This is a genomic window from Bradyrhizobium sp. TM233 (assembly GCF_036247965.1).
GTDB lineage: Bacteria > Pseudomonadota > Alphaproteobacteria > Rhizobiales > Xanthobacteraceae > Bradyrhizobium > Bradyrhizobium ottawaense.
Window position 1 is genome coordinate 635742 of record NZ_BTIG01000003.1, and the last position, 14493, is coordinate 650234.

At 64.8% G+C, this 14493-nt stretch carries 10 protein-coding genes; 7 read left to right on the top strand and 3 right to left on the bottom strand.

Going from position 1 to position 14493, the window contains the following annotated elements; translation table 11 throughout:
- Positions 1-90 precede the first annotated feature (90 nt).
- Positions 91-3225 carry a CHAT domain-containing tetratricopeptide repeat protein gene (locus AABA86_RS10115; RefSeq protein ID WP_338306599.1) on the bottom strand — a complete coding sequence of 1045 codons (3135 nt, stop codon included), beginning with the start codon at positions 3223-3225 and terminating at the stop codon, positions 91-93.
- Between the two features lie 374 nt (positions 3226-3599).
- Here AABA86_RS10115 and AABA86_RS10120 point away from each other — a divergent pair, with 374 nt between their 5' ends.
- Positions 3600-4862: an MFS transporter gene (locus tag AABA86_RS10120; RefSeq protein ID WP_338306600.1), complete on the top strand. Its 1263-nt coding sequence runs from the start codon at positions 3600-3602 to the stop codon at positions 4860-4862.
- A gap of 6 nt (positions 4863-4868) precedes the next feature.
- On the opposite strand, the gene AABA86_RS10125 is transcribed toward AABA86_RS10120, so the two are convergent.
- The gene (locus AABA86_RS10125) at positions 4869-5543 is read right to left on the bottom strand and encodes a Crp/Fnr family transcriptional regulator (RefSeq protein ID WP_200456135.1); all 675 of its coding nucleotides are present in this window, start codon (positions 5541-5543) and stop codon (positions 4869-4871) included.
- A gap of 337 nt (positions 5544-5880) precedes the next feature.
- Between AABA86_RS10125 and AABA86_RS10130 the strand changes: the two genes are divergently transcribed.
- From AABA86_RS10130 to AABA86_RS10155, 6 genes are all read left to right on the top strand, one after another.
- Entirely contained in the window at positions 5881-6702 is an 822-nt protein-coding gene (locus AABA86_RS10130; RefSeq protein WP_212250656.1) for an ABC transporter ATP-binding protein, read from the top strand.
- The gene (locus AABA86_RS10135; protein ID WP_338306601.1) at positions 6699-8630 is read left to right on the top strand and encodes a long-chain fatty acid--CoA ligase; all 1932 of its coding nucleotides are present in this window, start codon (positions 6699-6701) and stop codon (positions 8628-8630) included. Before AABA86_RS10130 ends, AABA86_RS10135 begins: the two co-directional genes overlap by 4 nt.
- A 283-nt stretch (positions 8631-8913) precedes the next feature.
- The gene (locus tag AABA86_RS10140) at positions 8914-9807 is read left to right on the top strand and encodes a branched-chain amino acid ABC transporter permease (RefSeq protein WP_212250660.1); all 894 of its coding nucleotides are present in this window, start codon (positions 8914-8916) and stop codon (positions 9805-9807) included.
- Between the two features lie 3 nt (positions 9808-9810).
- Positions 9811-10884, top strand: coding sequence for a branched-chain amino acid ABC transporter permease (locus AABA86_RS10145; protein ID WP_212250662.1), 1074 nt, complete (start codon positions 9811-9813; stop codon positions 10882-10884).
- A 48-nt stretch (positions 10885-10932) separates the two neighbouring features.
- On the top strand, positions 10933-12216 hold the full coding sequence (locus AABA86_RS10150; RefSeq protein ID WP_212250664.1) for an ABC transporter substrate-binding protein: 1284 nt from the start codon (positions 10933-10935) through the stop codon (positions 12214-12216).
- 163 nt (positions 12217-12379) lie between these two features.
- On the top strand, positions 12380-13219 hold the full coding sequence (locus tag AABA86_RS10155; protein ID WP_338306602.1) for an ABC transporter ATP-binding protein: 840 nt from the start codon (positions 12380-12382) through the stop codon (positions 13217-13219).
- Between the two features lie 65 nt (positions 13220-13284).
- Here the strand turns inward: AABA86_RS10155 and AABA86_RS10160 are convergent, their stop codons facing one another.
- Positions 13285-14436: an AGE family epimerase/isomerase gene (locus AABA86_RS10160; RefSeq protein ID WP_338306603.1), complete on the bottom strand. Its 1152-nt coding sequence runs from the start codon at positions 14434-14436 to the stop codon at positions 13285-13287.
- Positions 14437-14493 lie beyond the last annotated feature (57 nt).

Genomic DNA, 14493 nt, shown 5'->3' on the forward strand with positions numbered 1-14493 from the left:
GAAGAGCAAGCGGTGGTTGGTTAACGGCCGCGAGCGCGGCTTCACTCATCCCCGCAACCAGCCGGTTCAGCGCGCCAGCGCGCCGATCGGCTACATGGCGCCGGTCCCCACCAGCACGAAGGGCGCCCATATTGCGGGCTGCGCGGTCTCGCCGCCCTTGCTGATCAGTGCCGAGATCGAGCGACGCAGCGCCTCGGCGCGGCCGATATCGGGATGCGTCTTCATGGCATCGATCGTGCCGGTGGTGATGGCAACCGCGGCGTCGGAGTTCACCGCCCAGTGCGACACCAGCAGCGCGCGCGTGCCGGCATAGAAGAACGCCCGCGCAAGACCGGAGAAGGCCTCCGAATTGGTGGCCTGCCCTCCGGCGGTGTTGCAGGCCGACAGGATCACCCAATCGGCATCGAGCTTGAGGCCGGAAATCTCCGACGACGAGAGATAGCCGTCATCGGTGGACGTCGGCGCCGCTGGCGGGCTGAGGATCAATCCGGGCTCGATCGAGCCGCGCACCTGCCCCGCAAGCGCGCCATGCGTCGCAAAATGCAGGATGCGATATTTCGCGAGATCGCCACTCTGGCCGAGCGCCTTCATCTTCGTCTCGGAGGCGTCGCCAGCGAGGATGACGTCGCCTTTGACGGGCGCAAAGGTGCTGGCCACCGCGCACAGTTCGAGCGCAGTTTCCGGCAGCGGCATCTGCCGCCTGAGCTGCACGATGTCCGCGGTGCCGCCCGACAACGCGTCGACGGCACGCAAGCTTCGTTGTGCAACCTGGGTCGCCTGCGTCGGGAGGACGGCGCAGGTCTGGATCTGGCGCGCCAGCTTGGCACGCGCCACCGCGACATCGCTGCGGCCATCGCCGTCGAGCATGGGGTTGCCGACGCCGAGAAACGGTTTCGACGCCGCGCTCTTGCGTGCGACCTGCCGCAATGCCTTGAGGCTGGAGACGGAGGGCAAGACGGTGGTGGCAGATCGCCTGACCAGCCAGGGTGCCTTCGCGAGGTCCTGGCCGGCAGCCGGCTTCTCGGTCAGCAAGACCTGAAAGGGCAGAGTCGCGAGCGGGCCTGACGGCACCAGGATCAGCTCCTTGCCATCGATGTCGCGCGCGACAGGCCCGAGCAGCGCCTGGTAGAGCGCAAAGGCGCGCTCCTGGTCGAACGGCAATGGCTCATCTGCCCCAAGCGGAGTCTTGCGGCCGAGCTTCTGCGGACACGTGGATGCCTTGTCCAGCCATGCGTCCATATCCAGACCGCAACGCAGGGCGCCGACGGCCTCAGTGAGTTGCTTCTCGCCGAGCTCCACCGAATGCCAGCGTACGTCCGAGCGCGTCACCGTCCAGACGAAGGTGGCGCGCGACGTCGTCGTGAACAGCAACATCGCCTCGTTGGGGCGAAGCTGCTTCTGGGCCTCCTCGATCGCAATCGGCGCCTTGGTGACGAGCGCCGCATAGTCCGGAAACTGCGCAGCGATCGTGCGATCCAATTCCCGGATTTGACCTGAGATGGCCGAGGCTCGGGCACGAAGCGCCTGCTCCGCCGCCGGGTTGCGCGCAGCATCCGCCTGCGAGATCGCCGCCACGAGCATCTTGTCGGTCGCGACCGCCTGCGCGTCGAGATCCTGTCGTTCTCGGACGCGTGCGGCGAGATCCCCGCTGCCATCGGCGATGCGGGCCGACATGCCGGCAATCGCCCGCGCGGCCTGCTCGTCACCGATCCATTGCGCCGCCTCGAACGCCTGCGATCGCAAGGCGGCGGCCTGCCCCGAATTGGCGCTCGCGAGGTTATAGGCGGCTACGATCAGTCCGGGATAGGGATTGGTCTCTTCATGGACCTTTACATCGCCCCGGCTCTCCTGATCGGCGGCGCGGCGGCCGTTCTGGATCGCCACCGCGCGCGCGAACGCGTCGCGAGCCTGCTGCCAATCCTTCAAATCGATATGATGCGCGCCGAGATTGGCGAAGCTATTGGCAACGTCGGGATGCTGCTCGCCGAGAGCGCGCAGACGAATATCCAGCGCGCGCTTCAGCTGCGGCTCGGCCTCATGCGGCCGGCCGGTACTGTCCAGAATGACGGCCAGATTGTTGAGACTGTTGGCGACCAGCGGGTGAGAATTCCCCAGCGCGGCCTCGCGTATCGCAAGCGACCGGCGCGCGAACGGTTCGGCCTCGGTGAAACGATCGGCCTCGCTCATCAGCGTCACCAGATTGTCGAGAGCGATCGCGACATCCAGATGCGCCGGACCGAGCGCCTTCTCGCGGATAGCCAGCGACTTGCGGAACAGCTGCTCGGCCTCCTGCTTGCGATCGAGATGAGCCCAGGCCTCTGCAAGGTTGTTCAACGCCGTCGCCACGTTCGGATGGCCTATGCCAACAGCCTTCTCCTGAATGGCGAGCGCGCGGGTCAGCAGCCCCTCAGCCTCGGCGTCCCGGCCCTCGCGCGAGAACACCAGAGCCAGATTGTTGAGGCTCGCCGCGACATCGGGATGATCGGGTCCGAGCGCCTTCTCCCTGATGGCCAAAGTCCGCCGGGCCAATTGCTCGGCCTCCGGAAGCCGTCCCTGCGCACGGCGGAGCTCGCCGAGATTGTTGAGGGTCGCCGTCAGATAGATGCTGTCCGGACCATGCTGCTTCTCCTGAAGCACAAGCGCTTCGGCAAAACTCGCCTCGGCCTGCTGCAACCGGCCTTGCGCGCGATTGACCTCCGCGATGTTGTTCAGGGTCACCGGGATCATGATGTCAGCCTGACCCGGCGACTTCCGGAACACCACGAGCGCGCGGTTGAACAGGTCGAGCGCCTCGGTCTCCTTCATCTGGCGGTGACGGAGATTGCCGAGCTGCATCCGCGCCAGCGCCGTCGTGAGATGGTCGGGGCCCAGCACGCTCTCGTCGATGGCAATGGCGCGCGACATGTCGCGTTCGGCATCGCCGAGCCGATTTTGGCTGAGCTCGATCTGACCCAGCGTGGCGAGCACCGCTGCGACATCGGGATGATTGGGACCAAGGCTCTTCTCGCGAATGACGAGGGCCCGCCTCAACACGCTTTCGGCCTCAGCGGTCTCGCCTTTCGTCTGGAGCGCCTGACCCAGCACAACCAGCGTGGTCGCGGTCAGGGGCGATTGTCGCCCCGTGCTCTTCTCGGCCTCAATGACGAGCTTCCTGGCAAAGCCGACCGCCTCGCCATAACGGCCCTCCTTCGCCAGCGCCGTAATGCGCTGCATCAGCGCCAACATGTCCTGCGATCCCGCCTGACCCGGCGAGACCATGACGCTTACGAGAAGTACAAAACAAAAAGACTGCGCGGCAAACCTCGGCCACCTTACCCACATGCTGCGATCGCTCCGATCCCCCGCGCCCGCGACCTGTTGGGCCACGGCAAGATGAAGACACTATGACCGCCTCATGCGTCCATGGACGAACCGATCGCAGGAACCAGGGGAAGACATTCGCGCGGACCGGTCACGGACCTGCTGCGGCCGTGCTGATGCAGCCACGCATGGCGGCATGCGGCGGGTCCGATTGACACGCGCGTCGCCAACGCTACGTTGCTGAACGGAAAGAAGAAACAACAAGGCAAGGGAATCGCCGTGACACGCGTCATCGCGTTTTGAGCGCAGCCGCGCGGCCGTCGGCGCTCGCACCATTCCGCATCCGCAACTATCGCTTCCAGTGGCCGTCCGACCTGCTCACCTCCTGGGCGTTCGAGGTCGAGACGCTAGTGCTGGGCTGGTACATCCTGGTCGAGACCGGCTCGGTGCTGCTGCTCACCGTGCTTGCCTCGCTCCAGTTCGTCGGGACATTGGTCGCGCCGGTGTTCGGCATGATCGGCGACCGCATGGGCCATCGCGATCTGCTGGTCGTGATGCGTCTTGCCTATACGGTGCTCTCGTCGACCATCATGGTTCTGGCGCTGACCGGTCGTCTGTCGCCGCTGAGCGTCATGATCATCGTCGCGGTCATGGGCCTGATTCGCCCCTCGGATCTCGGCGTCCGGGGCGCGCTGCTCGCCGAGATCATGCCGGCCGAGCAGCTGGTGGGTGCCATCAGCGTTGCGCGCACGACCCAGGACAGCGCCCGCATCGCCGGCGCGCTGACGGGCGCGGGGCTGTTCGCCGTCCTCGGCATTGGCCTCGTTTACGTGGCGATCGCCTGTCTCTACTTCGCGGCCGCGCTTCTCATGCTGTGCCTGACCCGGCCCAAGAGGACCGTCGTCACGAGCGATCTTCCGGCCAACAGCCATGCGGTGTCGCGGCTGCTGGGAGATCTCAAAGAAGGGATCGTCTACGCCTGGAGTGGCCCGGGAATGCGTGCGGCGCTGTGCGTCGCCTTCCTGGCCAATCTCACCGCATTTCCCTTCACTGGCGGATTGCTACCCTACATCGCCCGGGAGATCTTTCATACCGACCAGACCGGCCTCGGTTACCTCTCGGCGAGCTTTGCGGTCGGCTCGCTGATCGGCTCCATCACGCTGAGCCTCGTCAGCGGAGTGCGCATTGCCCGGCTTCTGATCGGCGCGACACTGGCCTGGTACGCCATGCTGCTGGTGTTCGTCGAGATCAGGACCATGCCGGTGGCGATGGCCTGCCTCGTGCTCGCCGGCATCGCCCAGAGCATGTCGATGATCTCGGCAGCCGTCATCCTGATGCGAACGGCCAGTGCGCACCTTCGTGGCCGCGTGATGGGCGTGCGCATGATGGTGATCTACGGCCTGCCGATCGGATTGCTCGCGGCCGGCAGCCTGATCGACATCATCGGCTATTCCGCGACGGGTTCGCTCTATGCCGCCGCCGGCTTGATCGCGATGCTGGCGATCGCGATCCGCTGGCGCGCCGACCTCTGGCCGGTCCATGCACCCGCCAATGCGCGGTGACCGCGCCTAATCCCCATACCCGCGCAGCCGCTCGATATCGAGGATGGTGACGCCGCCATATTCGAGCCGGAGCAGTCCCTCCTTCTCCAGCCGGTTCAGCGCGCGGTTGGCGTTCTGGCGGGACATGCCCGAGAGTGCGCCGATCTCCTCCTGGGTGATCTCCAGATGCGCGGTCGATTCCGGATAGAGGATCGGGTTGAACAGCGAGGCGATGCTGCGGGCGAGGCGCGCGGTGGCATCCAGGGTGCGGTTGACCTCGAGCATGCCGATGAACTGGCCGAGCCGTTCGTTGAGCTGACGCACCAGAAAGCGGTTGAAGCCGACGCTGTTCTCGAACAGCCACATGAAGGCGCTGCGTTCCATCAGCGCGACGCGGCTGTCGCGTAGCGCGACCACGTCATAGCGGCGCGGCTCGTTCTTGAGCACACTGCCTTCGCCGAACCAGGCCCCCGCAGTCAGCCCGGCGAGGCTGGTCTCCTTGCCGTCCCTGGAGACCCCGCCCATGCGGGCAAGGCCGCCCACCATGCCGGCCCAATAGGCAAAAATATCGCCGCGCATGAACACGGTCTCGCCGGTGCCGTAGGACCGCTCCGTGATTCCGGCGCGCGCGACCTCGATCTCCGCTTGCGTGAGCTCGCGCGACCAGGCGGCCACGCGCTTCAGATGATCTTCTGAAATCATGATCTCGCGGCCAGCCGCACCGTTTCGTCACTCCGCGTTCTGTTGCATTGCAACATGATCATTTCGGCCGCCATCCGACGAAAGATGAAGACCGCTGCCGCCCGGCAAACTTTGTCGCAGAATTGTCAGCCGGGAGACATTTCAAAATAGCGCTTTCCCCTATTGAGGACCACCTCGGACGATGCGGCTTTTGATCCCTGACGGGAACGAGAGTGGCGCGGCTCCGGTCGAGACCATCTGCTGCATGGCCTCACCGGCACCGCCGTACTAGGATCGCTGGGCAGGAACGGACGAAGAGCGCCACTAGAAAGCGCCATCACCGGGAGGGTTTCGTTTGGTGGCTACCAGTCTTGAAGTGCGCGACGTGTCCTTGCGATTCGGTGGCGTCCGGGCGCTGACCGACGTCGGCTTCTCCATCAGGGAAGGCGAGCTGTTCTCGATCATCGGCCCCAACGGCGCCGGCAAGACCTCGATCGTGAACTGTATTTCCGGTCGCTACAAGCCGACCGAAGGCCAGCTGTTCTACCAGGGCCGCGACATCACCGCCCTGACGCCGAACGCCCGCGCCTCGCTCGGCATCGGCCGCACCTTCCAGAATCTGGCACTGTTCCACCATATGAGCGTGCTCGACAACATCATGGTTGGGCGCCACCATCTCCTGAAGAACAATTTCATCACAGGCTCGCTGTACTGGCTCACGGGCGCGCGCAAGGAGGAGCTCGAGCACCGCCGCAAGGTCGAGGAGATCATCGACTTCCTCGACCTCCAGTCGGTGCGGAAGGCGCAAGCCGGCACCCTCTCCTACGGCCTGCGCAAGCGCGTCGAGCTCGCCCGCGCCATGGCGCTGGAGCCGCGTCTCATTCTCCTCGACGAGCCGATGGCCGGCATGAACTTCGAGGAGAAGGAGGACATGGCCCGCTACATCGTCGATCTCAACGAGGAATTCGGGATGACGGTGGTGATGATCGAGCACGACATGGGCGTGGTGATGGACATCTCCCACCGCGTCATGGTGCTGGATTTCGGCAAGAAGATCGCCGAAGGCGATCCGGCGACGGTGCTCGCCGATCCCCACGTCAAGCGTGCCTATCTTGGTGAAGAAGACGAGGTGCTGGTCGATCCGGATGACGCCGCACCCGCGCAGGAGAGCGCGGCATGATGGATTACGCAGGCCGCGTCGCGCAGGCCGACACCTATCCGAAGATGCTCCGGCTCAACGCGAAGGAGCACGGCAACGAAATCGCGTTGCGCGAGAAGGATCTCGGGCTCTGGCGGCTGTTCACCTGGAACGACTACCACACCCGCGTGCGCGACTTTACGCTCGGTCTTCTCGAAATGGGCCTTGGCCGCGGCGACGTCATCGGCATCATCGGCGACAACCGGCCGGACTGGGTGGCGGCGGAAGTGGCGACGCACGCCATCGGCGGCCTCAGCCTCGGACTTTATCGCGATGTGCTAGATGAGGAGGCCTCCTATCTCCTCAACTATGGCGAGGCGCAGCTCGTCTTCGCGGAGGACGAGGAGCAGGTCGACAAGCTGCTCACCCTCGCCGACCGCGCGCCGAAGCTGAAGCACATCATCTATTCCGATCCACGCGGGATGCGGAAATACGACGACCCCAGGCTGATGTCGGCGGAGAAATTCGCCGAGCTCGGCCGGGCACGTGCCACGCGGGAGCCCGAGCTCTACGACAGGCTGGTGGATGCCACCAAGGGCGAGGACGTCGCCATCCTCTGCACGACGTCGGGCACCACGTCCCATCCCAAGCTCGCGATGCTTGCTGCCGGCCGCGTGCTCGGCCACTGCGCGACTTATCTTGCCTTCGACCCCAAGGGCCCGGACGACGAATACGTCTCGGTGCTGCCGTTGCCGTGGATCATGGAGCAGGTCTACGTGCTCGGCAAAGGCCTGCTCTGCCGGATGAAGATCAACTTCGTCGAAGAACCCGATACCATGATGAACGATCTGCGCGAGATCGCGCCGACGTTCGTGCTGTTCGCACCCCGCGTCTGGGAATCCATCGCCGCCGACGTCCGCGCCAAGGTGATGGACGCGACGCCTCTCAAGCAGCGCCTGTTCGACGTCGGCATGAGAAGTGGCCTCTCTGCGCTCGAACAGGGCAAGCGGTCGGGCCTTGCCGACGCGATCCTGTTCCGCGCGCTGCGCGATCGACTCGGTTTCACCCGGCTGCGCTCGGCCGCGACCGGCGGCGCGGCGCTCGGGCCCGAGACCTTCAAGTTCTTCCAGGCCATGGGCGTGCCGCTGCGCACGCTGTACGGCCAGACCGAGCTGCTGGGGGCCTATACGCTGCATCCCGAGGGCAAGGTCGATCCCGACACCACGGGCGTACCTATGTCCGACCAAGTCGAGATCCGCATCGACAATGCCGACGTCCACGGCGTCGGCGAGATCGTGGTGCGACATCCCAACATGTTCCTCGGCTACTACAAGAATCCCGAGGCGAGCGTCGCCGACATCAAGGACGGCTGGATGCTGTCGGGCGACGCCGGCTATTTCAACGCGAACCAGCAGCTCGTCGTCATCGACCGCATCAAGGATCTCGCCGAGACCTCGCGCGGCGAACGCTTCTCGCCGCAGTTCATCGAGAACAAGCTGAAGTTCTCGCCCTATATCGCCGAAGCCGTGGTGCTCGGGGCCGGCCGCGATGCGCTCGCGGCGATGATCTGCATCCGCTACTCCATCATCTCGAAATGGGCGGAAAAGAATCGGCTCTCGTTCACGACCTACAGCGATCTCGCCTCCCGGCCCGAGGTCTATGCCCTGCTCCGCAAGGAGGTCGAGACCGTCAACGCCACGCTGCCGCCGGCGCAGCGCATCTCGCGCTTCCTGCTGCTCTACAAGGAGCTCGACGCCGACGACGGCGAGCTCACCCGCACCCGCAAAGTGCGTCGCAGTGTCATCAACGAGAAATACGAAGGGATCATCGACGCCATCTACCGCGGCGATGCCGACATCCCCGTCGACACCGTGATCCGCTTCCAGGACGGCACCACGCAGCGCGTGCGGACGACACTGCGCGTGGTCGATCTCGGCGGGCACGGGCACATGGCGGAGGCGGCGGAGTGACACGGTCTACCGTCGCGAGCGGTGCTGCCCTTCCCCTCTCCCCGCTTGCGGGGAGAGGCCGGAGCGCGTCAGCGATCCGGGTGAGGATGCGGGTAATCGAGCCTTCGCAAGAGGTCGTCATGCCCGGGCTTGTCCCGGGCATCCACGTTCTTCGTTCTGCGTGGCTAGGCGTGGATGGCCGGGACATGCCCGACCAGGACGCCGTGAAGGCTTTAGCACTCAAACTATCAAGTCATATGCGATTGCCCGGCCGCAAGCGGGGAGAGGCGAAGGACAGCATGACATGAACACCGCCTTCCTCATCCAGCTCCTGGTCAACGGCCTCGTGGTCGGCACGCTCTACGGCGTGGTCGCGATGTCGTTTGTGCTGATCTACAAGGCGACGCAGGTCGTCAACTTCGCGCAAGGTGAATTGCTGCTGGTCGGCGCCTGGGTGTGCTGGGCCCTGCTTGCCAAATATCAGGTGCCGTTCTGGATCGGCATGCCGATGACGCTGGTGTTCATGTTCATGTTCGGCATCGCGGTCCAGGTCCTGATCCTGCGGCCGATGATCGGCGAGCCCATAATCTCCGTGATCATGGTGACGATCGGCCTTTCCACCGTGCTGCAGGCAACGCTGAAATGGATGTTCGGCGTTAACCCGCAGCCGTTCCCGCGCGTGTTCGAGAGCCAGTCGGTCAGCCTGTTGGGCTTACAGATCCAGACCGTCTATGTCATGAGCCTGGTGGTCTCCGTCGCCATGATGATCGGCATGGCCTGGTTCTTCCGCGCCTCCAAATACGGCCTTGCGATGCGCGCCACCGCGTTCAACCAGCAGGTCGCGCAATCGCTCGGCATTTCCGTGAAAAGCGTGTTCGCGATGGCCTGGGCGATCTCGGCGACGGTGTCCGCGGTCGCCGGTGTCGTCGTTGCGGTCGTGAACGGCGTGTCCTCGGGCCTTGCCGCCTACGGCATCAAGGTGTTTCCGGCGGCGATCCTCGGCGGGCTCGACTCCGTCGGCGGCGCCGTGCTCGGCGGCATCATCATCGGCCTGCTCGAGAACGTCGCGCAATATGTCGACAGCGAGTACCTGCACTGGGGCAATCTCTACGAGATCGCGCCGTTCTACGTCCTCATCATCGTGCTGATGATCAAGCCCTACGGCCTGTTCGGCACCCACGACATCGAGCGGATTTGACCCATGGCCGGCCCTGCCCTCATTCCTGCTGGTGATTTCCGCACCTCTTATGCGGCCGACACCACGATCTTTCCGACCACGACCAGCCGCAACTTCGCGATCGCCGGCGTGCTCGCGCTGTGCCTCGTGCCGCAGTTCCTTGGCGGCTACTGGCTCAGCATCCTGATCCAGATCGGCATCTTCTCGATCGCGGCGCTCGGGCTCAACATCCTGGTCGGCTTCACCGGCCAGATCTCGATCGGGCATGCCGCGTTCTTCCTGCTCGGCGCCTTCACCTCGGCCTACATCTCCAACAACGCGCCGATACCGGTGTTCTTCGCGATCCCGCTCGCTGGCGTCGTCACCGCGCTGGTCGGCCTGATCTTCGGCATTCCGGCGGCGCGACTGAAGGGGCTTTATCTCGTCATCGCGACGCTCGCCGCGCAGTACATCCTGCTCGACTTCTTCTCCCGCGCGGAGTGGTTCACCGGCGGCTCGGTGCCGGCGAGCGCGAATCCGTTCTCGATCTTCGGCTACACGTTGCGCGGCGACAAACAGTATTTCTACGTCGTGCTGGCCTATGTGCTGCTCTGCTACATCCTCGTTACCAATCTGATGCGCACACGCGACGGCCGCGCGCTGGTGGCGATCCGCGACCATTATCTCTCCGCCGAGATCATGGGCATCAACCTGACGAAATACCGCACGCTGTCGTTCGGGCTCGCCGCCTTTTTCGCCGGCATCGCCGGCGCGCTCTATGCGCACTACCAGCTCGTGGTGTCGCAGGAGGGTTTCGGCATCGAGCGCTCGATCCTGTTCCTGGCCATGATCATCATCGGCGGCACCGGCTCGATCATGGGCACGCTGATGGGCACCGCCTTCGTGGTGCTGCTGCCGGAGTCCATGGAATTCATCAGCCTGTACCTGAAGGGCGGCGCGATCGACAAGGCTCTGTCGCTCAACACCAACATCACCTTCCTGCGCGAGATCGCGATCGGAGTGATCATCATCGCGTTCCTGATGTTCGAGCCTGACGGGCTCGCGCATCGCTGGCGGCAGATCAAGGCGTACTGGAAACTCTACCCGTTCTCGCATTGAGCGCGGGCAACTAACTTCACTTAAACAATAAACAGGAGGACCCGACCCATGACGATGAAGTCCCTTTTGAGCACCGCATCGCTCGCGATCGCGATCGCCGCATTTTCGGCCGGCGCGCAGGCGCAGATCGCGCTCGGCCATCTCGCCGACTATTCCGGAGGCACCTCCGACGTCGGCACGCCCTATGGCCAGGCCGTCGCCGACACCTTCGCCTGGGTCAACAAGAACGGCGGCGTCGGCGGCAAGCAGCTCAACGTCGACACCAACGACTATGGCTACCAGGTGCCCCGCGCGATCGCGCTGTATAAGAAGTGGTCGGCACCGGACAGCAAGGTCGCCGCGATCATGGGCTGGGGCACTGCAGACACCGAGGCACTGACCGGCTTCCTCGCCCAGGACAAGATCCCCGACATGTCCGGCTCCTATGCCGCGGCACTGACCGATCCGGAAGGCACGAGCGGCAAGGCCAAGCCTGCGCCTTACAATTTCTTCTATGGCCCGAGCTATTCGGACTCGCTGCGCGCGATGCTGATGTGGGCCGCAGAGGACTGGAAGGCCAAGGGCAAGTCCGGCAAGCCGAAATTCGTGCATATGGGCGCCAACCACCCCTATCCGAACGCGCCGAAGGCCGCCGGTGAAGCGATGGCGCAGGAGCTCGGCTTCGAGGTGTTGCCGCCGCTGGTGTTCGCTCTGACGCCGGGCGACTACAGCGCGCAGTGCCTGAGCCTGAAATCCTCGGGTGCCAACTACGCCTATCTCGGCAACACCGCGGCTTCCAACATCTCCGTCCTGAAGGCCTGCAAGACCGCCGGCGTCGAGATCCAGTTCATGGGTAACGTCTGGGGCATGGACGAGAACGCCGCCAAGACGGCAGGCGACGCCGCCAACGGCGTGATCTTCCCCTTGCGCACCGCGGTGAGCTGGGGCGGCGATGCGCCCGGCATGAAGACGGTGATGGAAATCTCCAAGATGTCCGACGCCAGCGGCAAGGTCTACCGTCCTGTGCACTACGTCGCGGCCGTCTGCTCGGCTCTTTACATGAAGGAAGCGATCGACTGGGCCGCCAAGAACGGCGGCGCCACCGGAGACAACGTCGCCAAGGGCTTCTACCAGAAGAAGGATTGGGTGCCGGCCGGCATGGAAGGCGTCTGCAATCCCTCGACCTGGACCGACAAAGACCATCGCGGCACGCTGAAGGTCGATCTCTATCGCACCAAGGTCTCGGGCGCGACCGATGGCGACCTCAACGACCTCATGGCCAAGGGCACGATTAAGCTCGAGAAGGTCAAGACCGTCGAGCTGCCGCGCAAGCCGGAACTGCTGGGCTGGTGAGCCTCACCATCGCCCCAAACACAACTGTCATCCCCCGCCTTGTGCGCCTTGCGCACTGGGGCGGGGGATCCAGTACGCCGCGGCTTCTCAATGAATCTCCGGCGTCTCTGGAATACTGGGTCGCCCGGTCAAGCCGGGCGACGACAGCGGAGAGTTACGAAGCATGACCCAGACCGCAGAAGCTGTTCGAACCACCCCCACCGCCGTCCCAGCGCCGCCCCTCCTCGCCGTGCGCAACATCGAGGTCGTCTATGACGACGTCATCCTGGTGCTGCGCGGCCTCAGCCTCGACGTGCCCAAGGGGGCGATCGTGGCGTTGCTGGGCGCGAACGGCGCCGGCAAGTCGACGACGCTGAAGGCGATCTCGGGGCTGCTCAAGACCGAGGACGGCGAGGTCACACGCGGCGAGATCCTGTTCGAGGGCGAGCGCATCAATGGCATCGATCCCGACAAGATCGTCCGCCGCGGCATCTTCCAGGTGATGGAGGGCCGCCGCATCATCGCCGACATGACGTCGCTGGAAAACCTCAGGCTCGGCGCCTTCACCCGGAGGGACCGCGAGGTCGATGCGGATCTCGACATGGTCTTCAACTATTTCCCGCGCCTGAAGGAACGCACCGGGCTGGCCGGCTATCTCTCCGGCGGCGAGCAGCAGATGCTCGCGATCGGCCGCGCGCTGATGGCGCGCCCGAAGATGATCCTGATGGACGAGCCGTCGATGGGCCTGTCGCCGCTGCTGGTGAAAGAGGTGTTCTCGATCATCCAGAAGATCAACCGCGACCTCGGCGTCACCATCCTCCTGGTCGAGCAGAACGCACGCGCCGCGCTGTCGGTGGCGAGCCATGGCTACATCATGGAGCAGGGCAAGGTCGTGCTCGACGGCACCGCGGACGAATTGCGCGACAACGAGGACGTCAAGGAATTCTACCTCGGCGGCGCCGGCGACCAGCGCAAGAGCTTCAAGAACCTCAAGAGCTTCAAGCGGCGCAAGCGCTGGCTTTGACAAAGCGTTTTCAAGCGAAGTGGGAACCGGTTCGCGTGAAGAAAACGCGTCAAAACAAAAGAGTCTTACTCCAGCACCTGCTCCGCTTCCGTGACTGCGCAGAGAACATGATAGAACGACGACGCGGGAATGGTGTCGATCAGCGACTTGCCGTCGCGATCGAACTGGTCGTACCAGCCGCCCTTCACGGGATGGCTGAGATAATGCCGTTCGAGCCGCACCAGCGCCGCGCGCGCTTCCTCGGCCGCGCCCGCCTCGCCAGATTCGGCCTGCGCGATCCACGCCTTCGCGATCTCGGTCTGCGGCCACAGCCGGCGCGTGCTGCGGCGGATATTGCCGATGTCGTCGCCCTCGTCGATCAGGCAGCCCGTGGCCTCGTCGCGGTATCGGAGCGCGCTCGCAAGCAACTCGGCGCGCCGCTGCCCGGTCGGACATCCCGTGATGCGTTCGAACCCCTTCAGCAGCCAGACCCATTCCGCCTGGTGACCCGGCTCGACGCTGACCGGCTCGATCTTCGACCAGTCCTCCTCGAAATACTCGCCGAGCGCACACTTCCGCTTGTCGTAGAGATTGGCCAGGAACAGCGCGAAGAACTCTCCGGCGCGATTCTGGAACGACAGATCGTGGGTCGCGTCGAAACACGCGATCATCGCCTCGAACAGGTGCATGTGCGGGTTCTGCCGGCGCGGCAGCGACACCGGAAGGCCTTCGTGCACGCCCCCATGCGGCGAGCGGAGATGACCGTCGAGGAAAGCGAGCAGCGCGTCGATCTCGGCACGAACCTGGGCGTCCTGGTCGAGCGCGTAGACGGTCGCGAGCGCAAACAGGATGAAGGCGTGGTCGTAGGCATCGCGCCGGCCGTCAAGCACCGCACCTTCCGGCGTCAGCTGGTGCACATAGCCCGGCTGGCCGTCAGGCGCCTTGGCTGTGGCCAGAAGATGCTCCAGCCCCTTCAGCGCGATGGCGCGGCCCTCGGGGTACCAGCCCGTCTGCGCGGCCTTGGCGTAACAATAGATCTGGCGGGCCTGCACGAACACGCGCCGCGGCGCGGCCGTATCCGCGGTGCCGTCGCGGTGCAGCCGGTCGATGAAACCGCCTGCGGCAGGATCCCAGCCGACGGTCGACCACAGCGGCAGCGCCTCCTCGATCATACGGCCCTTCAGGCGCGCGACGACGTCCGTCGCCTCCTCCGCCGCAATGATTCCTTCGTCCGCCATCGCGTCCTCTCTAGGCCTGGCCAATGGCCGTCTGATACCCACGCCAGCGGCGGCGCG